15 protein-coding genes and 1 pseudogene are annotated in these 21,472 nt (G+C 44.7%); 11 read left to right on the top strand and 5 right to left on the bottom strand.

Annotated elements, in window-relative coordinates; all coding sequences use genetic code 11:
* Window positions 1–669: 669 nt before the first annotated feature.
* Both JGK07_RS33110 and JGK07_RS04090 read right to left on the bottom strand, forming a co-directional pair.
* Window positions 670–1,035 carry a transposase gene (locus JGK07_RS33110; RefSeq protein WP_363319223.1) on the bottom strand — a complete coding sequence of 122 codons (366 nt, stop codon included), beginning with the start codon at window positions 1,033–1,035 and terminating at the stop codon, window positions 670–672.
* Complete coding sequence (locus JGK07_RS04090; RefSeq protein ID WP_293207847.1) at window positions 1,013–1,993, bottom strand: transposase; 981 nt, start codon at window positions 1,991–1,993, stop codon at window positions 1,013–1,015. Before JGK07_RS04090 ends, JGK07_RS33110 begins: the two co-directional genes overlap by 23 nt.
* A gap of 66 nt (window positions 1,994–2,059) precedes the next feature.
* Between JGK07_RS04090 and tnpA the strand changes: the two genes are divergently transcribed.
* From tnpA to JGK07_RS04145, 11 genes and pseudogenes are all read left to right on the top strand, one after another.
* Window positions 2,060–2,473 (top strand): IS200/IS605 family transposase, encoded by a 414-nt coding sequence (tnpA, locus tag JGK07_RS04095; RefSeq protein ID WP_293207850.1) that lies wholly within the window; start codon window positions 2,060–2,062, stop codon window positions 2,471–2,473.
* A 1,033-nt stretch (window positions 2,474–3,506) separates the two neighbouring features.
* The gene (locus JGK07_RS04100) at window positions 3,507–3,911 is read left to right on the top strand and encodes a DUF4347 domain-containing protein (protein ID WP_293241421.1); all 405 of its coding nucleotides are present in this window, start codon (window positions 3,507–3,509) and stop codon (window positions 3,909–3,911) included.
* Window positions 3,866–4,354: a DUF4347 domain-containing protein gene (locus JGK07_RS04105; protein ID WP_293241418.1), complete on the top strand. Its 489-nt coding sequence runs from the start codon at window positions 3,866–3,868 to the stop codon at window positions 4,352–4,354. Before JGK07_RS04100 ends, JGK07_RS04105 begins: the two co-directional genes overlap by 46 nt.
* Window positions 4,302–5,126 (top strand): hypothetical protein, encoded by an 825-nt coding sequence (locus JGK07_RS04110; protein ID WP_293241427.1) that lies wholly within the window; start codon window positions 4,302–4,304, stop codon window positions 5,124–5,126. The genes JGK07_RS04105 and JGK07_RS04110 overlap by 53 nt, the downstream gene beginning before the upstream one ends.
* Before the next feature lie 98 nt (window positions 5,127–5,224).
* Window positions 5,225–5,290 (top strand): annotated as a pseudogene (locus JGK07_RS04115) (hypothetical protein); the annotation flags it as partial.
* A 60-nt stretch (window positions 5,291–5,350) separates the two neighbouring features.
* The gene (locus JGK07_RS04120; RefSeq protein WP_293198838.1) at window positions 5,351–6,250 is read left to right on the top strand and encodes a calcium-binding protein; all 900 of its coding nucleotides are present in this window, start codon (window positions 5,351–5,353) and stop codon (window positions 6,248–6,250) included.
* Between the two features lie 280 nt (window positions 6,251–6,530).
* Entirely contained in the window at window positions 6,531–7,025 is a 495-nt protein-coding gene (sixA, locus tag JGK07_RS04125; RefSeq protein WP_293186333.1) for a phosphohistidine phosphatase SixA, read from the top strand.
* Between the two features lie 224 nt (window positions 7,026–7,249).
* Window positions 7,250–8,395 (top strand): citrate synthase, encoded by a 1,146-nt coding sequence (locus JGK07_RS04130; RefSeq protein ID WP_293190127.1) that lies wholly within the window; start codon window positions 7,250–7,252, stop codon window positions 8,393–8,395.
* A 51-nt stretch (window positions 8,396–8,446) separates the two neighbouring features.
* Window positions 8,447–8,590, top strand: coding sequence for a hypothetical protein (locus JGK07_RS04135; protein ID WP_293241415.1), 144 nt, complete (start codon window positions 8,447–8,449; stop codon window positions 8,588–8,590).
* A 271-nt stretch (window positions 8,591–8,861) separates the two neighbouring features.
* Complete coding sequence (locus JGK07_RS04140; protein WP_293241412.1) at window positions 8,862–12,371, top strand: hypothetical protein; 3,510 nt, start codon at window positions 8,862–8,864, stop codon at window positions 12,369–12,371.
* Window positions 12,361–13,533, top strand: coding sequence for a hypothetical protein (locus JGK07_RS04145; RefSeq protein WP_293241409.1), 1,173 nt, complete (start codon window positions 12,361–12,363; stop codon window positions 13,531–13,533). The genes JGK07_RS04140 and JGK07_RS04145 overlap by 11 nt, the downstream gene beginning before the upstream one ends.
* A 157-nt stretch (window positions 13,534–13,690) precedes the next feature.
* Here the strand turns inward: JGK07_RS04145 and JGK07_RS04150 are convergent, their stop codons facing one another.
* The 3 genes from JGK07_RS04150 to JGK07_RS04160 all read right to left on the bottom strand — a co-directional run bounded on the left by JGK07_RS04150 (window position 13,691) and on the right by JGK07_RS04160 (window position 21,293).
* Window positions 13,691–15,805, bottom strand: coding sequence for a TIGR00300 family protein (locus tag JGK07_RS04150; RefSeq protein ID WP_293241406.1), 2,115 nt, complete (start codon window positions 15,803–15,805; stop codon window positions 13,691–13,693).
* Between the two features lie 414 nt (window positions 15,806–16,219).
* Window positions 16,220–19,375 (bottom strand): PAS domain-containing protein, encoded by a 3,156-nt coding sequence (locus tag JGK07_RS04155; RefSeq protein ID WP_293207318.1) that lies wholly within the window; start codon window positions 19,373–19,375, stop codon window positions 16,220–16,222.
* Window positions 19,376–20,354: 979 nt separating this feature from the next.
* Window positions 20,355–21,293 (bottom strand): glycosyltransferase, encoded by a 939-nt coding sequence (locus JGK07_RS04160; RefSeq protein ID WP_293186321.1) that lies wholly within the window; start codon window positions 21,291–21,293, stop codon window positions 20,355–20,357.
* Between the last annotated feature and the right edge of the window lie 179 nt (window positions 21,294–21,472).

Here is a 21,472-nt window from a genome sequence, read left to right on the forward strand (position 1 = left end):
TATACTCAGCTCGCCGACGCACCAAAAACTCCAATAAAAGTCATACTTCGTCTTTTTGAGAAGGTACGTTGTTGGGAAGAGAGCCCTCTTTTGGTGATGATATAGCCTTTCTCAAAAAGATGAGGTATAACTGACAACTTATATAACCACTAAACTCAGAGGGCTGAAGCCCAACAACATACCTCATCTGTGTGATAACCGCTATACACTAAACTTGCGGACGCACCAAAAACTCCAATAACAGTCATACTTCATCTTTTTGAGAAGGTACGTTGTTGGGAAGAGAGCCCTCTTGTGGTGATGGTACACTCAACTTGCGGACGCACCAAAAACTCCAATAAAATTCATACTTCGTCTTTTTGAGTAATTGCTGTTGATAGTTCCTATAAACTTTCTGAGATTTGTGGAAGTAAAGACGATCTCCGGGCGTGTGTGCGATCGCAATCATATCGTCGTACCATAATTTGTGATACGCGATCTTTATGAGAACCGTTATAGGATAAGCCAGAAAAAAAGGGGGTTGCCATAGATTTTTGGCGGCCTCTCATATTTTGCCAGAGAAATTATCTCTTGGTTAGTGACATACTCCCACATCAAACTGAGTACAGTTATGATGTGGGCATCTTTGCAGCCCGATGAAGGGTATGCAAAATTTCCTTCGCGGTACTGTCATCCATAGTTCCTACTACAGAAAGATTCCCGCAGGGCGCGTTTTATACTTGGGAAAATGCCCAACCCAAGTCTCTTTAGGTTGATCGCGGCGTTCACATCACGATCAACCATCAAAGAATGTTGCTCATCCCAATAGCTTCGTATTCCGCAATCGATAAAAACGATTTCATTCCGATAACACAGAACCATCGAGGTATAAGCAGGGTTTTGCGGAACGACAACTGATCCAGCTTTTTCGGCTATGTATTCCAGCGTCTTGAAAAATTGACCGAACGCAGCATCGAGCCAAGACTTGTTTAATCCTGATTTTGCTGATTGACCGTTCGGAAGGTAATTACCCTCATCCAGAAAGCTTGACTTTATTCCGCTTAGTTAAGCCTTTTAAATTTAAATCTTCGTGAAAGAAGAACTTAGCTCCAGACTCGATTAGTTTGTGGGCCGTTTTGTAATGAAAGTCTTGGCGAGAACGCGCTATTTTTTGGTGTTGTCTCGCTTCTTTTTTGGCTAATTTTCGTCGGGATTTAGAGCCACGCTTCCGTTTGTTCCGCTTTTTTGAGATGCGGTCTAGCTTGGCTTGGTTTTTGCGAAGCGGTTTTAAGGAAGGTAACTTTTCTCCCAACGACGTTGCTAGGTAGACATCTTCGTGTAGTACCGCATCTAATCCAATTGAATTTTCCCAGTTTGGGGTAACTTTATCAGGAATAAATTGAGGCACTAAAGAGTCTTCAAGCATTATTTGAATAAACCAACCGTCAGCCTTTTTAGTTACACTAATTTGCTTGACGCTAAATCCATCGGGGATTGGGCGGTGCATCCGAACTTTTATGATGCCCAACTTTGGCAATCGGATATAAAACCAATTCTTACGAATCAACTTAATCCAGTCGCTGTTAGCCGTACAAAAAGTCATCGTCCGGTAATCTACCTCAGTCTTGAAGCGGGGTTTACCCGATCTTCCGCCCTTACTATCCCCTATGATAAACCGCTCAAAAGCTTTGTCTACTCGCTTAGAGACATCTTGCAGTACAGTTGAATCTACCTGCTTAAAATCCAAAAGCTCGCCACTATGAAAAACTTTTACTAAGTCTTTCTTGATGACGGGCAATTGTTGTTTTTGGTTATAGTAGTTGGGCTTCGCGCGGGGCGCAGAGATGCTAGTAATCAATGGACAAGCATTTATAGCAGTACGGTTTCTTTCCCACCAATCAAATCTATCTCCTAATTGGCAATTATACCAATAACGGCAGATTCTCAGCCATTGGTTGAGGATTAATTTTTGATTGGTGTCGGGATAGAATTGGTACTGGTAGGCTACTTTCATTGCATCACAGACGATACGCCTCGATTAGTGTTACTCTATCAGAGAATACTGTTTAGTGTCAAGTATATGAGTAAAGATTTTATCCATAAAGCCAGAGGGGTTTCCGATCTCAAGTGTCATTTAGTGTTGACAACCAAATATCGGCGGAAAGTTCTAACTGATCCAATGTTGTCCAGGCTTGAGGAGATTTTTAAGAACTTGATGGGAAAATGGGAAGGAAGATTGGTAGAATTCAATGGTGAGCGTGACCACGTACATTTGTTGCTTCAATATACACCACAAACTGAGCCAAGTAAGCTTATCAACAATCTTAAGACTGTCTCTAGTCGCTATTTGCGAAAAGAGTTTGTAAGTGAAGTTGAAAAAGTTTACTGGAAAGATGTTTTTTGGACAAATGGCTATTTTATTGCTTCCTGTGGTGGCGTGACGGTTGAGCAATTGAAAAAGTACATTGAGGAGCAAGATAGACCTGTCGAGTAAAACAAGAAGTCTGTTCGTCTCGTCATCCATCTGCCCACTGCTCAAAGCTATGCTTTGAGATTGTGGACAGATAGAATCCTCGTCTCACGCGCATGAGAATCCCACACTAATCGAAGCGATATAGTGTGGGGATTCCCGTCTGTTTAGCTAAATTTAGCGTCAATATCGACTAAATGAATAAATAGTTATATACGATATATAGCCTTTCTCAAAAAGGTGAGGTATGACTGACAACTTATAGAACCGCTTAAACGTATAGGGCTCTCTTCCCAACAACGTCCGCGAATATGAGAGCTAGATCCGCTATAGGTTTTACTAACTTCCGCAGCCACGAAGGCAAAGACAGAATTTGGATCAAAAGTACGATCGCACAGGAGTCGATCGGCTTCTAGATGCAAATAAAGTGGAGTCATCACAGAAATACGTAGGGGAAAACACATAAGTATCCGTAGCAGAAGTAAGAAGAAACAAGCAAGAAGCAATAACCACTAACCAATAAAAACAAACGTTTCAGCAATTAATAAAGTTTTCAGCGTTTTGGCGATCGCTATAAGTATCGAACCATTATTGAAATTTGATGTAAGTAAATCTACTGCCGATAAATGGCTTACGAGTGAAAAAATAGATAAGCATAATGGCCAATGACTTAGCAAGGTAAATCTGAGAAAATTGTATCAAAGACAACAATTTGACAATTAAATTAGTAAAAGTTTTAAATCCCATCAGGTTTTAGATAGCTTGCTAACTTAATTTCAAATAGTGCAAAAACCCAAAGGCTTGTAATAAACACATCCTGAAATTCTTGAGTCTTTTGTGGGTACTCTAAAAAATATCTTTGTGTTAAAGGGTAACTAACTTGCGGCAAAACCATTGCAGAATAATGGTTTTACGCAATAGTTACTCTTTTTGTTTTTTAAATTGCATATATATTATCAATTGATGCAATTCAAAAGTATGTGGAATATACTGAAGGTTCTTACCAAAGAAAGGGGTAGGTTAAATATAAAAAACAATACATCCGCCATCAAAGACAATGAATATTTTTGAGACAAGCGATCAAAATAATGGTTCTAATTTTTCGGAAATTACTGTTGCTAGCTATGTAAATGCCATAAACTTAATTCCACAAGTAAAACCAAAAAAAGAACTACTATTTATAGATGGAAATGTAGATAATTATCAGAGTCTCGCCAGCGGAGCCAGACCGGGAACAGAAGTATTTATCTTAGATTCAGCGCGGGATGGAGTAGAACAAATTAGCGAAGTTTTAGCCAGCCGGAGTGATATTAAAAGCGTTCATATTGTTTCTCACGGGGGTTCTGGAAACTTGCAATTGGGTGCAACAAGACTCAACTCTGAGACACTAAATACCTATAGCGAACAGTTGCAACAGTGGGGAAACTCACTTACTTACTTACTACTAATGCCGATATTCTGATTTACGGCTGCGATGTGGCGGCTGGCGAATTAGGCGAAAACTTCGTAAACAAAATAGGCTATTTAACTGGTGCTGATATTGCAGCTTCAACAGATTTGACGGGCAGCGCACTACTGGGCGGCAACTGGAATTTAGAGAAATTAACAGGAGCGATCGAATCTCCCTTAGCTTTTCAAGCAGATGCGATCGCGGATTATCAGTCCACGCTAGCGGTTGACTGCCAGCCAAACGTTATTTATGCGATCGCCAACGGCCAAGTCTTAATTACCAGTGTCAACACCGGAGGCAGCATAACCCCTTCGGTACCAAATATACTGCCTTTCTCTCCCCAAGCAGTGGCCAGAGATCCGCTATCATCAGTCAACCTGCTTTATTACCTGGAACCTACCAATAACGGTCGGATCGGCACCTGGAACCCTACCGACACCAACTCCCGATGCTGACTTAGCAGTCACAAAAACTGACGGGCAGACTACTGCAACACCAGGCACTCTTCTGAGTTATACAGTTACTGTTACAAACAACAGTTCCTGCTACATAAAAGGTATATCCTTTACCGATAACCTTCCTGCTAGCTTGACGGGAGTCACTTGGACTGCTTCGCTTTCAGGTGTAGGTGCTTTCCCGACTGCTGCGGATCGATCGGGTTCGGGCAACAACATCAATACGAAACTGGATCTAGATGCTGGATCGACTGCTACCTATATTGTTACTGGTACTGTTGCTAATAGCGCGATCGACACCACGATTAGCAACACAGCTACGGCAACTCCGCCAGAAGGTATCGTCGATAAGATCGTTAGCAACAACAACAGTGCGACTGACTTAACTGCTGTTGCTGCGAACCAACCTCCTGTTACAGCTAGCCCCAGCACTACAGTCAATCCTGGTAGCACCGTCCCTGTAACCGGATTGGGTGCTACAGATGCTGACGGGACGATCGCATCTTACACCGTCAACACGCTACCGCCAGCAGCCCAAGGCGTCTTATTTCTAGGAGATCCGGCAACAGGTGGAGTGGCAGTCATAGCAGGTCAAACCCTGACTCCGGCTCAAATTAGTCAGTTATTCTTCAAATCGACAGGCACATTCAACGGCGCTAATTTTACTTACAGCGCTACCGATGACAAAGGTGCTACCAGCCCTGCAACCGCGACACTCGGTGCGATCGCATTACCAGCACCTCTAGGGCGCCGGTACAGTAGAATATTTTGACAAAAAGAACGAAATATGTATTATGTAGGGCGAAGGATGAGGGTGACAGTAGATCGCGATCGCCAACCAACCTTTAATACTGAACCGACACCCTAGTTGGAGGGGAGGGAAACGACAAAGCTTTCGGAGGAAAAGGCAGCGATTTGGTATATGGCGAGCTCGGTTCCGACACCCTCTACGGTGGCGAAGATGGAGACACCATCGTCGGCGATTACGGCAACCCGATGGCTGATACTTCTAACGAAGGAGACTTAATATTTGGCGATCGAGGTGCGGATTTAATCGCTGGTGGCAATGGCAACGATACCGTATATGGCGGTAAAGGTAACGACAAAGCTTACGGTGGCAAAGACAACGACCTGATCTGGGGCGAAATAGGTTCCGATACTTTGATCGGCGATAGCGGTAACGATATCCTGTACGGCGGTACGACAGATTCGTTGGTGCGAGATACACAAGGACGCGACTTGCTATTTGGTGGTGGTGGCAACGACTTCCTCAACGGAGATGAAGCGAATGACACTATTAGTGGCGGCAAAGACGACGATACCCTACGCGGTGGCAAGGATGATGACATTATTCACGGTGATGCAGGCAATGACTTGATGTTCGGTGATAATGGTAATGATATGCTCTGTGGCAATGATGGCAACGATACGATTCTTGGAGATAACAAAGGTATCTCTGTTGCTGTCGGTGCGATCGGTCAGCAAGATTGTATTGATGGCGGTGCTGGCGATGATTGGATCAACGGTAATGAAGGACAAGATACGCTCGCTGGCGGTGAAGGTAACGATACTTTAATCGGTGGTAAAGATAACGATTTACTCACCGGTGGTATGGGTGATGATTGGTTGATTGGCGATATGGGTGACGATACTCTGATTGGAGGTATTGGCAGCGATCGCTTTGTGTTAAACCCCGGCAGTGGCGCGGATACGATTGTTAATTTTGAGGTTGGTTCGGATAAATTTGTCATCACAGGTGGTTTGAATTTGTCGCAGTTACAAATCAGCCAAAGTGCTAACACTACCTTCCTGAAATTTGCCAGCACTGGGGAAGTCTTGGCGACGGTAATTGGAGCAAATAACTTGATTTCTCAATCAGATTTCCTTCTGGTTTAGATTGCACTCGGGATTTAGGCACGCAGGCTGAATAAGCCGAGTTTTTCAACCGATATCTAAGGTACGTAGTTGCGCTTTAGCGCTCTATTAGTCTAGAATAGAGCGCTAAAGCGCAACTACGTACCTTTAACGTACTTTTGAAGTCAACCTGACGACAGCACAGGATTGTAAGGCAGTTGTACAATGGGGCGAAAATGCGATCGCACCCAATCTCAAAGGAAGTACGTAGGCGTAAGCCGGGGCGTAGCCATCGCACAACTATCAAAAAGGACAGCCAAGCGTGCATCTCTACCTAGTCCGTCACGGCATCGCAGCGGAACCCGAAGAATATGATACAGACGAGGAACGGCCCCTAACTAAAGAGGGCGATCGTAAAACCCGAAAAATCGCTCAGCGGCTGTACGAGCTCGAAATTCAGTTCGATCTGATTCTTTCCAGTCCCCTACTACGCGCCACACAAACCGCCCAAATCCTGCTGTCAGCGGGTCTGAGTTCCAAAATAGAAGAATCCCTCCCCCTCGCACCTTCAGGAGACATCGGGGACTGGCTGAGGTGGTACAAGCAGTGGCAGGAAACAGGGAACCGCAGCTTGGCCCTGGTGGGGCACCAACCAGATTTGGGCAATTGGGCTGAAACTTTGCTTTGGGGGCGATCGCACGACACCCTCATTCTCAAAAAAGCAGGTATCATCGGTTTAATTCTCCCCGAAACAGGTTCCCCAGTCGGCCGCAGCCAAATGTTCTGGCTGACTGGGCCCAAGTTTTTGCTCTGCTAGAAACGGCGAATCGCCCTCTTAAACCCAGATTTTCGGGCGCAGAAAGCGGGTGGGAGGGGCGAAAATATCTAGCGGCGCGATTGATAACTTCGTTGAAAAATCCCGTTTCTGAGCGCCGGAGTGCCTGAGTCGCGATCGAATTATTATTGGTCAAGACGGTGACACGATCTTGCTTTCTGCTAATGTAATTTGATTAGATTCAACTCACACAACACGGTATCGCAATGGTCGTCGGCGAATTCAAACCAGGTTTAGAAGGTGTTCCCGCCACCTTGTCCAGTATTAGTTACGTAGATGGACAAAAAGGGGTGCTGGAATATCGCGGGATTAGCATCGAGGAACTAGCACTCAAAAGTTCCTTTGTGGAAACGTCATATTTATTAATCTGGGGTGTACTTCCAACAAAGGAAGAACTAGAAGCTTTCGAGCATGAAATTCGCTATCACCGCCGGATCAAATATCGCATCCGCGACATGATGAAATGCTTTCCCGAAAGAGGACATCCCATGGATGCCCTGCAAGCTTCAGCAGCGGCTTTAGGTTTATTTTACTCGCGCCGAGCTCTGGCTAACCCAGCATATATTCGAGAAGCTGTAGTGCGGCTGCTAGCTAAGATTCCCACAATGGTAGCAGCGTTCCAGCAAATGCGGCGAGGTAATGACCCCGTGCGGCCGAGGGATGACTTGAACTACTCGGCTAACTTTCTTTATATGCTAAACGAGCGAGAACCAGATCCGCTGTTAGCTAATATTTTTGACGTTTGTCTGACTCTGCACGCCGAACATACTATCAATGCCTCTACATTTTCGGCAATGGTAACAGCTTCGACGCTAACAGATCCTTACGGGGTGATTGCTTCAGCAGTTGGCACTTTGGCGGGGCCGCTGCACGGGGGAGCGAATGAAGAAGTGATTGAGATGTTGGAGCAAATTGGTTCTGTAGCAAACGTGCGGCCTTTTGTCGAGAAGTGCGTTGAAAATAAGGACAAAATCATGGGCTTCGGACACCGAGTTTATAAGGTGAAAGATCCGAGAGCAACTATTCTCCAAGGGTTAGCGGAACAGTTATTTGACAACTTTGGTCGCGATGATTATTACGACATTGCTGTCAAGTTGGAAGAAGTCGTTGAAGAGAAATTGGCTCACAAAGGAATTTATGCTAATGTAGATTTCTATTCTGGTCTGGTTTACCGGAAAATGGGAATTCCGACGGACTTGTTTACACCAGTTTTTGCGATCGCCCGAGTTGCCGGTTGGCTGGCCCACTGGAAGGAACAGCTAGAGACAAACCGCATTTACCGTCCGACTCAAATCTATACGGGTACTCACGGTGAGCCTTATATTGCGATCGAGGACAGGCTCCCATCTTAAAGCATAATTATCAAGTGCGATCGATAAAATGGCGAGAGGACTTGTGAATGTATGCCTAATGTTATGTCCTGTCGGTTGCGATCGCAAAAACAGTTCGTAGTGCGGACTTCAGTCCGCATAATGCTGCGGACTGAAGTCCGCACTACGAACCTTACTTATTGCGGTCAATCGATCGGACATGATATGAAGTATTGAATCAAAAACCGCTTTCGCGTTGCGAGTCAGGAAGAAATCTCAGTCTGCCAACAACTGCCGTGCTGGGTTTCACCCCTCTTGTATTTTATGCTGTTCGTTGACGATAATAGTAAGAAATGACGATTTTCAGGAACTCCGGTCCTCAGGCTTGCGGGTCTGAGGTTTTTTATGGGAATATTACGAATAGCTTTCGGTAGGGTACTCAGTGGGAATCCTGCTTGTATTTACGCTTTGCTTGTATAGTATTTGGTAGAAAGCGAACATAACATCTATGGCTTATAGCAACAGCGAAACTGAGGGCAAATCTTTCTACCAATCCGAACCCTTAATCGCCCGGTTAAGAGGGATTATCCGAGATTATCCCGAAGGCGTTGGCATTATCAAAGAGTTGATCCAAAATGCTGACGATGCTAAAGCAACGCGGGTAGAAATTACTCTGGATTGGCGGCAGCATCAGCCTAAACAATTGCCTGACGATCGCATGATACAGCTCATGGGGCCGGCGATGCTAGTCTACAACGATCGCGTTTTTACAGATAAAGACTTTGACAGCATCCGCAGCCTCGGACAAAGTGAAAAAGCGCGAGACTTGCAGAAAACGGGTAGATTTGGCGTCGGGTTTAATGCCATATATCACGTTACAGATTATCCCAGCTTCGTTTCGCGCGATCGCATTATTTTTTTTGACCCCCACGGCGCAGCTATCCCCGGCACTTCCAGACAAGAACCCGGGCGCGAGTGGAATTTAGCAAACACTAAATGGTACGAAAAATATCCCGATTTTATGCAAGTCTACGCAGCGGGAGGATTGCCATTAGGAGAGACAAATTTTCAAGGCACTTTGTTTCGCTTGCCTTTAAGAACCGCAGAACACGCGAAAAATAGCGAAATTCGCAAACAAGCTTTCACCGAATCCAACATCAAAGAACTGCTAGACGAACTGATTAATTCAGGTGAAGAGTTACTGCTATTTTTGAAATCTGTTCAGGAAATTAGAGTTTACGAAATTCCCGCCAACAGTCAAGAAACTAGGCAAGAAATTCTCGCGATTGTTACCCAAAACCAGCAAGAAGTACGAGAAGCACGCCAACTCCTCCTCGATGCAATTCCCGATACACCAGACAAATTGCTGGAATTGTGCCACCATAATCCAGCAGGTTTAGTATCAGTTTCATACCGCCACGACATAGAAACAATTAGCCGGAATCGAAATACCAAATCAACTTGGAGAACAGTCAGTTTAATTCGGACAGACGAAGGCGGGGAGTTGGCAAAAGTCATACAAGCAATGTACGAAAGCCAAGAAAAAGTATTGCCTTGGGCGGGCGCTGCTGCAAGAATTAATGCTGTGAGTACCGAGGGAAATCCTCAACCTGTCAACGGAAAAGTTTACTGTTTTTTGCCGCTTCCCCTCGAAACCGGGCTACCTATTCACATTAATGGTTTTTTCAACTTAAATAGTTCGCGCGACAACCTCAGCAGCGACAGCGGACAAACTGGAAAAGATAGACCGAGATCTATTTGGAACCATCTACTCGCACAGCACGTTTTGTCCCACGCTTATGCTAATTTAATTGTTGATTTAGTGCAAGATATCGGCAGGTATCAGCCAGAGGGATTTTACAAGTTTTGGCCTGTTGGCAAAATTACTGTCAGCAAAGCTCTCGAAGAACTGCACCGCTGTGTCATACAGTTATTGTATCAGAGATTAGTTGTGCGATCGGCTGTAGAACACACTGTAACTGAACGTCAATTCAGCGGGGTAGCGATGTCACAAACAAAATGGGTGACACCTCCGACAGTTAAAAATTTACCCTCGAAAAAGTGGTGGGACGAATTATTAGCAGCAATGCGCGCCGACAATATCGACATTCCCGAACCGCCATTACCAGATTCAATTTTAGCAGCTTTTAAAGATGCAGGTTTGCCATTACAAACATTCACTCCGGCTAATCTGCGCCAGCACTTAACTGAAAACAAACAGCTAGGTGTGCCGTTGCAAGATGCACCGAAACCCAGCCTGCAAAATAGACAGTGGATTGCGAATATGCTGCGCTATTGCATCAGCGACAATCATCGAGATTTGCGCGGTTTGCCGCTAGCTATTCTCGCGAATAATACTTTACAAGTATTTGGTTACAACCCGATAGGCACTATTTACTTTTCCGAGGATACATCAAGGCAGATATTTGCCAATCATCTAGAATGGTTTTTGCACCGAGATTTAACTAATGTAGTGCCTCGACATAACATGATTGGTGTGTCAGAAATGAATGCTACAGAAGTAGCTAAAAAATTGATTCATGTCATTAGTTCAACGCAGTCAGAATGCGATTGGCAAGCTGATGCACTACATCCACCAAATACAGACTGGTTGACTCTCGTATACAATTATTTTTCTAATATCTCGCCTAGATATCTGTCGTCAGAAACAGTCGAGGAATTAAAGAAAGTTCCGCTGGTTCCGGGAAATGATGGTAAGCTCCACAAAGGAGGAACTGCGGGAACTCCTTTGTTGTGCGGTGATAATATTGCAGCGGAAATCATCGAGGCTGTACAGTATTTTGGGGTGACGCTTGTCCGAGCACCGGCAAAACTTGAAAGTGCGATCGCCCAATTTGCCCAAAGACACAAAAATCTGTTAGTCTATTTTCTGACAGGCCCAGATGTCCTAGACACGGTATCTTCGCGGTGCGATCGAGGTTTGCCACCCTACCACCAACAGCATTATACATCTCTCCTCAACTTCCTAGCAGCTTCAGAACCAACAAATTACGACCAAGATAGCCTCCACAAGCTGCGTCAACTTCCAATTTACCCCACAACTTCCCACGAAATCGTTTCCCTCAACGATGAAAATGTCTACCTTCCGGGCGGCGGATACGAACCGCCGGAAATTGCAGGTACGTTGAGGCTTTTACGGACAGAAAAAAACCAAGAATGGCTGCGACTGTTCCAATTTTTGCAAGTTCCGGTACTCAATCGTGCTAGACTGATTCGCGAGTGTTTGTTACCTGAGTATGCCTCATTAGCGCCGGAAGAACAATTAATCGCGCTGGCGTGGATTCGAGAGCATCTCACTGAAGCTTATAAAGAACTAGAAAAGGCAGGAGAGGATGCTTTTTCATTCAAAGAAGAGCTGAAAAAGGCGCGTTTGGTACGCTGTAGCGATCGCAGATTGCGCTCTGTCGAACTAATTTACAATCCCGAAAGTCAAGTAATCCGCAACATTCTCGGAAATTTAGCAGCTATTCCAGATATGGAATTTTACTCGCAGGATTATCCACTGTGGCTCGAATTCTTTGAGAATTTGGGAATGCGAAAAACCTTGAGTGCAGATGACATTGTAGTTTGTGTTGACAATCTAATTCAAACTGCGAATCGTTCAGGTGCAGGCGCAGTAACCGATGCTTCGATTGCGGTTTTTAACTATATCATTGATAATTGGGATGCACTAAAATATACCTCAATTGGAAACACCAACAAAACACTGGCTGAAACACTCGCAGATAAACCTTGGCTTCCTGTTGAGCAAAATCCTCAAAAGTTAAGCCAATATCCCGCCGCTGCTATACCTGAACCGAGGCTGTATCGCGCTAAAGATGTCTGTTTCATTCAAGATGTTCGGTTAGTTGCAAGCCAAAAATTCGTATTTGCACGCCCTCAGCGGGATTTGCTGAAACCCGAAATCAAAACAGCACTTGGTTTTATGCCTGTAGATACAAGTACAGTGATCGACCACTTTGATACATTAATAAAAACTTGGGAAAATGACAGTTGAAATCACAATATCCGACGATTTAAACGCACAAATACAATCAGTCAAGGCAATTTACAAATATCTCGATGAGACTTTCATCAAAGGCAGTATTTCCAGCGAACAACGCCAGCAAATTCAACAGCGATTTGCTAGGCGTCAATGTCTGTGGGATGATTCTAGGGGCAAGTTTTGGCGGCCGAAACACGCTTTTTTGGATGACGTGCCTTTTTTCGGGAACCGCCGCACAACGATAGATGTTTCTCATCCATTTTCCGAAGTCTATCAGCTTTTAGGACAAGGGCGATCGCCCGTTGTGCAAGATTACCTAGATTTTCTCGAAGAATTAGCAGCCGAATACAGCAATACGCCGTTAAACGCAGCAGACAAAAACTATGCAATCGAGGTAATCAGTCGCCTAGAATCTCAACAGTCATTAGAAGGCCGTCCAGTTAAAAATCCACCGATTCTTACTGCAAACAACACACTTGCTCCCGCCTGTCAAGTTCTCATCCCGGACGCACCTTGGCGGAAAGATTATATTGACCCCAATCAGATACTGCACCAGCAAATCTCCCCAAAGTTTGCCAAATTAGCCGGAAGTCTTTCTTTATTAAAAGATGTGATTGAACGTCCGGCGGCAGTCAAAAATGCCTTAAATGCTCAAAGTAATGATTGGTGTCGGGAATGGCAAAAAACTCTCAATTCTCCGGAATTAATCTCTGGTTTAAAGCGGCTGATTTTTCACGAGTATGACTCTGAACCAATCCTCGATATCGTCTGGATTGCTAAAGCTCAAGTTTTGCCAGCCAGTCAAATAGATGTAGATTTATTCTGGAAGGGTGAAACAAAAATCGCTTCAGCTATACCGGGAACTCAATACTTTGACGAGTTCAAGAAAATATTTCATATTATCAGCAGCGGTAGCAGATACATTATGCTATGCTATTTAGCAGAAAGTATTAACGCTCAACTCGGCGAATATGCAGTGCAAAATCTGCTCCCGTTAGCAAGTATTCTGGATGCTGAGCCGCATCATATTAATGGTTTGCTCAACGAGTTGCGAATTCGGTCTTTACCGGGCGATTTGTCTCCCGTCACCGCAGCTAATTCGGAAATTAAATCCCCTCCAAGTTCCAGCGGCGATAAAAAGGGCGATAGTTCAATTTATTGGGGCGCTTTTTGAGCGAAAATAATCAGGATTATCGGCTCAGGAAGGTGCTTGTGGCGCACCCTACCAGCCTCTATTATTCAGTCCCTCTGAGCTCGGACATTGTTTGTGTAGACGCGGTTTCAACCGCCGAGTCTACACGGTTTAAATCGCCGATTCTAAATCGATTCAGTTACACCGATTGAGTTACATGATGGCGGCTAGTCAACTTATCCAATTGATTCACCAACAAACTCAGGAACAATCCCACATCGGTGACAACTCCAGTAGATTCGATCGACCCCCGATCGCTCAATTTCGTCACCACAGCCGGATTAATGTCCACACAGACCATCTTTACACCCGCCGGCGTCATATTTCCCACACCGATCGAATGCAGCATAGACGACAGCATTAACACCATATCCGCGCCCCGTAACAGCTCAGTATACTCTTCTTGAGCCTTCACCAAATCCATTTGCGTGTCGGGAAGCGGCCCGTCATCGCGGATCGAACCAGCCAGCGAAAACGGTATATTATGCTTCACGCACTCGTACATTACACCGCTAGTAATCACGCCTGCTTCCACGGTTTTAGCAATACTGCCATAACGGCGCACAGTGTTAATCATTTTCAAGTGGTGGCGGTGTCCGCCGCGCACAGCTACGCCGCGTTTCATGTCAACTCCCAAAGAAGTTCCCATGCTAGATTGTTCCATGTCGTGAACTGCGATCGCATTTCCACCTAACAATGCTTGTACGTAACCTTCGCGGATCAAATGCGCTAAATGTTCGCCGCCGCCGGTGTGAATCACCACAGGCCCCGCCGTCACCACAACTTTACCGCCCCGATCGCGAATTTGGCGCAATTCCCACGCTACTTGTTCCACTACCAATTCTACCCGGCGCTCGCTAGAAACGCTACCGGACATAAAGCTAAATTCTTGAGAATTGCGCTGTTCCCGCGATTCTGTTTTGCGGATAGTACGGATACCAACCACATCAACAACGACTTTTTCACCTATTTTTAAATCGCGCAACAATTTGCACGTAGCCACCGGGCCTTCTGCGGTTTCAGTAATTGCAACTGCACCATCCATCCGCTGATTTCGCGCTTTCACCCACTGACCGTTTACCCGCACTTCTGTAGGATAAATGGTACTAACGTAAAAGTCGTCTGGGCCGACACCATCTTGCACGACATCTTCTAAAATAGCGTCGCAAATCTCTTGCGGCGGTGGCACTGCACCCAAGTCAATCAGCAATCCCATGATTTCTTCCATCACATCGTGGGAAGGTGCCGAAACTTTCACATCCGCGGATGATGTGCTTTGGCGCTGTTCTCCTAAATTGAAATTGAGCACTTGGAAACTGCCACCGTTTTCGATAATTAAGTCTAAAGCGCGGCTGATTAAACCGGCATCAAGCAGGTGACCTTCCATGCGAATGGCACGGCTTTCTACCATCACGTTTGCCGATCGATCTTCTTGCACAGGTTCATTCACCCGCAGCGTCAAACACTTACAGGCGCCGCCCGCTTTCAAAAATTCGCTCATCGGCGTTTCAATGACTTTGAAGCCCGCTTGAGTGATGCGCGTTTTCAAGCCTTCGCTCACCTTGTTCATTACCACAACTTTGTCAATATTGACAGCATTGCAAGCAAAATTAGCGGCATCTGCTTCTTCGATCGCAATCCGTTTTTCCGGCGCTACTCGCATTTCAATTAAGCGGTTCGAGTAAGAGTCAAATGCTGCTGGATAGTAGAGCAAATATCCGCCTGTGAGCGGACAAAAACAGGTGTCTAGGTGATAGAAACGTTCGTCTACTAAACGCAGCGACAGCACTTCAATGTTCAGCCAGTTTGCTAGCAACGGATGCGAGTCGAGTTCGGAACGGAAGCCGTATCCTGCCCACAACCAGCGTCCTTCGCGATCGAGCAAAGCGTCACCAGCACCCTCAAACGGCAAGTCTTTCGGGAGTTCGTGCACGGTGAAACCTTGGTTTTCAAACCATGCTTTGAAATAGGGTTCTTCGCCTTGGCGTTCCTTGTGATAGAAGCGGCTGAGGACAAAAGTATTGCCTAAAAGTAAGCCAGCGTTGGCGGTGAACACCATATCCGGCCAGCCTTTTTCGGGCGTTACCAGGTCTACAACGGCGTTGTCTTTCAACACGTGGTAAAGTTTCTCCCACTGTTCGACGGCGCGATCGCGCGATGATTTGTGTACGTTACCCTCCATCCAAGGGTTAATCACGTAATCTACATCGTAGTGGTCGGGAGCGCACATCAGGAAGCGAATTGAGTCGGTCATAATTCAGTTAAAATGTGGTAGATGCTACAGACTTAAGTTGAGATAGTATGTATGAAATCAACTGTAAAATTCACTCCCAAGAGAAAGAGTGCAACGTCTAGCAGCGAAAAAAGTAGCCTTTAATTATATCACAGTTAGGTTAAAATCAAACTCAGCCACAGACGGTTTGCATGAAATATCGGATAAAATTTCAGGTTTTGACATTATTTTCGGTAAATTAGCCTTCATAAAAGGTTCGTAGTGAGGACTAAAGTCCTTCTTTCTGAGGGGAGCATCTCATTTTTGCAAAAAGCATTTTTTCTTTCAGTGCGAGCGTCCCGCTCGCGTGCTTTATAAAGCACGCGAGCGGGGACAGCACTACAAATGCAAAACTGAGATGCTCCCGAAAGAAGGACTTTAGTCCTCACTACAAACCTATTTTACTTTCAACTTTTTTTGCGAAATCGGTAGTTCGATCGCAAATTCTGTACCTCGGTCAACTTCTGAATGACACCACAAATTACCGCCGTGGCGGTCTTTCACAATTTGGTAACTAATCGACAATCCCAAACCAGTGCCACTGCCGATCGGCTTTGTACTAAAAAATGGGTCAAACATCCTTGACTGAACCTCAGGACAGATACCGGGCCCGCTGTCAGCAATCCGCACGCACACTTGATTTTCGCTGCTGACTTCCGTAATAATGCGAATCTGATTAACTTTGTCATTACAGGCTGCTGATGACTCTTCCACAGCATCGATCGCATTTGACAGCAAATTCATAAATACCTGATTTAATTGCGCCGGATAACACTCAACATTGGGCAGTTCGCCGTAATTTTTAACAACTTGAATTTCCCGACGTTTTGGCTGTGACAGCAATCGATGCTGCAAAATCACCAAAGTGCTCTCTATCCCTTCATGAATATCGATTACTTTGCGCTCTTTTTCATCGAGTCTCGAAAAGTTTCGCAAGGACAACACGATCTGCTTAATTCTGTTAGCACCTGCTTGCATTGAAGCCAGCACTCTGGGGAAATCCTCAGCGATAAAATCCACTTCTATTTCTGCCAATCTTTCGGCAATTTCTGGCACTGGTTCGGGATAATTTTGCTGGTAAAGCTGGATCAATTTTACCAAATCGTTAGCGTACTGTGCGGCGGGAATAATATTGCCGTAGATGAAGCTGACGGGGTTATTAATTTCATGGGCAACTCCCGCCACCATTTGCCCAATACTTGACATCTTTGCGGCTTGAATCAGTTGTGATTGAGCATTTTTTAAGTATTCCAGAGTTTGTTCTAACTGTTGGGCTTTTTCTCGTTCTCGCTGTTCGCTATTTCGCAAACTTGCTTCGGCTTGTTTGCGATCGCTAATATCGATATGCGTGCCCGTCATCCGCAAAGGATTTCCCGAATCATCACGTTCCATCACCTTAGCTTGAGCCAAAATCCACTTCCATTCACCGATTTTTGTCAGCATCCGAAATTCTGCTTCGTAGGTCGGTTTTTTGCCTACCAGATGAGCATTTATCGCTGCTGTAGCCAGAGGCAAATCATCTGGATGTACAAGTCTTTCCCAGGCTGCATAACTATTTTCTATTTCCTCTACTTCATATCCCAGCATCGTCTTCCACCGTGAATTCAAATAGACTTCTCCCGTGGCAAGATTCCAATCCCACAATCCCGTCGCACTGGCTTCAAATGCCAGGTAAAAACGTTCTTCGCTAATTTGCAGCGCTGCTTCCGCTTCTTTGCGATCGGTGATATCCATTACTGTTCCAAACAGTTTAATTACTTCTAGGGATTTGTTAAAAATAGCTTCTCCCCTTGTTTCGAGGTATCTAATTTGACCGCTGGGATGCAAAATTCGCAACTCTTTTTTGTAGGAAGTTCCCTGTGAGATACCAAGGCTGACAGTTTGTTGAAACAACTCTCTGTCCTCTGGATGATACATCTGTAAAAGTTCGATATATGTCGGTTCAGGTGCGGCTGAGTCCAGACCAAAAATGCGGAATACTTCTTCCGACCAAATATTTTTATTGGTGACGAGATCGAATTCCCAATTGCCGATATGGGCAATTTTCTGGGCTGCTGCTAGACTAGCTTCGCTTTGTTGCAATTTAAGTCGCTGCTCTTTATCTTGTTCCAGAAGATTGGCTTGAGCGATCGCAATTCCCATTTGTGCAGCGACAGCTTTCAATAATCTGATCTCATTTTGCGTCCAGTGGCGGGGCTCATCGTACTGGTGCAAGCACATCATTCCGTTGGGTTTTCCCTGGTAGGAAGTGCGGATGGCTATCATCGACTTCAAACCTATTTGACGGCACAAATCAGTAACATTTTCCAGCAGCGGTTCAGCAAAAACATCGTCAGAAACTACAGGTTTATCTTGAGACAACACCAACTGAGCGTGAGGATTTCCCAGGACGGGAATTTCTACTACATCGCACAGCGTTGCTGATTCAGATTTCCTGTACTGAGTCATACAATAGATGCGGGGCAGTGGGTGTTCTTTGTAGGTGTGAATCAAGCAAGAATCGGCATTAAAAACTCGACCTATTTGAGCAGCCGCTGTTTGATAAACTTGGTCTTGCTTTAAGCTGTAGCGAATTTCGAGAGTAATTGTTTCTAGCAGAAATCTTTGCTTGATTTGCCGCTCCAAAGCAGACAAAGCTGTTTTAAGATCGAATTCTGCTTGTTTGCGATCGCTAATTTCAGTAGCAGTTCCCAGAATTTTCCAAGGTTTGCCCTCCACCGTCCTTGAAAACACCGTATCCCGGCTAAAAAACCAGCGAAATTCACCATTTTTGTGTTCTATTCGGTATTCAAACTCAAAGCTTTCACCATCTTTTGATGTCTGAATCCTCCTCATATGTTCTGAGAATGCTGGCAAATCGTCAGGGTGTATTAAGTTAGGAAGAAATGCTGCTGGCATTTGCTGTATTTCTTCCAGCGAGTAGCCAAGATCGATATATAGTTCGCGATTGAGATACAGAATTCGCTGTTCTATCACATCGTAAACGTACAAAACATTAGGATTCATTTTAATTACTGCCGACAGCCATTGCTGACTTTCTCGCAGTTGTGCTTCGACCCGCTTGCGTTCTTCTATTTCTGCTTCCAGCCGCGCATTTTGTGCTACTACTTGCCGAGAAAGCCTGCTCAGATGCATTTGACTTTCGACGCGAGCGACCAATTCTTCTATTTGAAATGGTTTAGTAATGTAGTCTATAGCTCCCAGCGAAAAAGCTTTAACTTTATCAAAAGTTTCATTTAAAGAGCTGATAAAAATTACAGGAATATCTTTGGTTTCAGGAGCAGCTTTTAGCTGTTTGCAGACTTGATAGCCATCTATACCGGGCATCATAATGTCCAGCAAAATTAAATCCGGTGGAGTCGATCGCGCAAACTTAAGGGCTAATTTTCCATCTAGTGTTGGCCGCACTTGATATCCCCGCTCGGACAACAACTTGGATAAAAGACGCAAGCTTTCTGGGTGGTCGTCAACAATTAAAATGTTTTGTTTTAAGCCAGATATTTCAGATTTTTTTGTTGTTATTTTGGCGTATTTTTGGTCAATTTTATTCACGATAACCCCTCAGAGTCTTAGGAATATCTACGCAGCTTTTCTATCTATAGCGTTTACTATTTTGTTTTCATATGATAATTTTGCTGCGTAATATAGTGTGTATTAATCAAATTGTAAGAATCATTAAAGCGCAAGTGCTTATAGGTAGAACTATGAGCTTGCGGCAACAATAAAATTGGGTAGATGTTGATTTATGGCGCGAATTTGAGCAGTATAAGTTTCTATCAGCTCCGCATCCTGTTTATCAATCGCTGGTCATTCTATTTTAGATTGGAGATTTCGGGATCAGACGTTCGATCAGGGAAATCGTCCAACGATTTTAGATTTACAAGGGTAGATGAATCTGGGAGATTGAACTTTTATCTAAAATTTTGGAATGCTCGTGACAGAAGAATGTGAGACGGTATCCGTTTTTGGACAGGAGTCAATGAGTGGCTGTATGCGATGCTTTTATTAGCTATGGCAGCATAAATCAGACACACAGCTTCCCTTTTGTGCTATGCCAGTGGCACTGTCCGATCGCCTGCCAACATAGCGCACCCCTTAATTTGTATTCAGTCTATCAAAAATGTCTGCATCTTTAATTCTTTGTTTCAGCAAATTATTGCAGGCGATCGAGAAAACAGCCGATATTCCTCAAATCCGGCATAAATCCGGCAAATTTCATTAAATATAAAATTCAAACAGTGATTAGAACGCGGTTTCGCTACTATTGGGCTAGTTGCTCAATGTTTGTTTTTAAGTATATCTACTGGCTCTGCACGGCAAGCAAATCTAGCCTGACAACCTGCTACCGTATCTTAAGTTTTGTTGAGGCGTTGGCGCGATCGCCTGTACAGCATCTAGATTGTCTGCGATCTTAAAGGAGGAGAGGATTTGACGAGTAGGGAATAGGGCCTTGAAATCTACAATTTAAATGCCGTACAGCTTACTCATCAGTCAATATCAATCTAAAATCTAAAATCTAAAATGGCACGATCTATGGCATCTTTGTAGGAGCGTGCAATTCATCGCAAGCAGCATACACGGCTTTGACATTATACCAATTCAGAAAAATTCGAGCAATTTCTAAAGCTAACTGCGACTTACCTCGGTCGATCAACCACTGCAAAAAAGGTTTCATAGTGCGCTCGTTCAGCATCCCGCCCAAAGATAAAACTCCCCACAGTATTTGGTGCAAAACAGTCATTTGAATCATCAGCCGCACTTCCCAAGTGGGGTGTTTTTGATAAAACAAAACTCCCATTCTTCCGCGCTGAATTTCTCGGTCAATCATCCCAGGAATTTGCTCTAAACTAAAAGGTGGATGCCAGTGATAGCCAACAGCAGTCGGACATTTAATCAATTTTAAACCTAATTTTTTCAACCTGACACCCAATTCTAAATCTTCCCATCCGTAAAGTTGAAAGCGAGTGTCAAACAGTCCAGCTTCCAGCAGCCAGTGACGGGCGATGCTGACATTTCCCGTAGCAAAATAAGCAGCCGAAAAATCAGTTATTTTGTAAGGTTCGGCAGTGGGATTGTCGAAATTGCAAGTATTAATCACGCTGCCGTAAGTAAAAACCGCATCAGTATCTTTGTAAGCCTGTAGCAAAGCATCTGCGTGTGCTTGCAAAAAATCCTTTGTAACGACTAAATCGCTATCAATAAAAATAATTGTCTCGCCTTTAGCATCTTCAACGCCCAAATTCCTGGCGGCGGCGGGGCCTTGATGAGATTGACAGATCGATCGCACGTGCGGCAAAAACTCAGCATCTGCGGCCAACCAGTCGATCGTCCCGTCCGTCGAACCGTCATCGACTACAATCACTTCATAATCTGTGACAATGTTATCAAACTGCTGATTTTCCAGAGCCTGTAGACATTTTGCCAAAATCGGTTTACGATTGTACGTCGGAATCACAACACTAAAAAACACGGCTTTTCCCCATCGCCACAGTTACCGTATCCCACGGTAGCAGATTTTTCGCAGCAACTGGGCCGGGAAATACGCCGAGAGATGGCGGCGATGTTGGCGATGTTGGAGGGGAGAGGGGAAGAGGGGGAGAATGGGAGAATGGGAGAATGGGAGAGGGGGAGAATGGGAGAGGGGGAGAA

Origin of the sequence: Microcoleus sp. PH2017_24_DOB_U_A, from assembly GCF_020738205.1 — a bacterium.
Taxonomy (GTDB): domain Bacteria; phylum Cyanobacteriota; class Cyanobacteriia; order Cyanobacteriales; family Microcoleaceae; genus Microcoleus.

Bases quoted from the DNA above. Each gene is read 5' to 3' on its own strand.
- JGK07_RS04090 (WP_293207847.1), bottom strand. From the start codon at position 1,993: ATGAAAGTAGCCTACCAGTACCAATTCTATCCCGACACCAATCAAAAA.
- tnpA (WP_293207850.1), top strand. From the start codon at position 2,060: ATGAGTAAAGATTTTATCCATAAAGCCAGAGGGGTTTCCGATCTCAAG.
- JGK07_RS04100 (WP_293241421.1), top strand. From the start codon at position 3,507: ATGAATATTTTTGAGACAAGCGATCAAAATAATGGTTCTAATTTTTCG.
- JGK07_RS04120 (WP_293198838.1), top strand. From the start codon at position 5,351: ATGGCTGATACTTCTAACGAAGGAGACTTAATATTTGGCGATCGAGGT.
- JGK07_RS04130 (WP_293190127.1), top strand. From the start codon at position 7,250: ATGGTCGTCGGCGAATTCAAACCAGGTTTAGAAGGTGTTCCCGCCACC.
- JGK07_RS04135 (WP_293241415.1), top strand. From the start codon at position 8,447: ATGCCTAATGTTATGTCCTGTCGGTTGCGATCGCAAAAACAGTTCGTA.
- JGK07_RS04140 (WP_293241412.1), top strand. From the start codon at position 8,862: ATGGCTTATAGCAACAGCGAAACTGAGGGCAAATCTTTCTACCAATCC.
- JGK07_RS04145 (WP_293241409.1), top strand. From the start codon at position 12,361: ATGACAGTTGAAATCACAATATCCGACGATTTAAACGCACAAATACAA.
- JGK07_RS04150 (WP_293241406.1), bottom strand. From the start codon at position 15,805: ATGACCGACTCAATTCGCTTCCTGATGTGCGCTCCCGACCACTACGAT.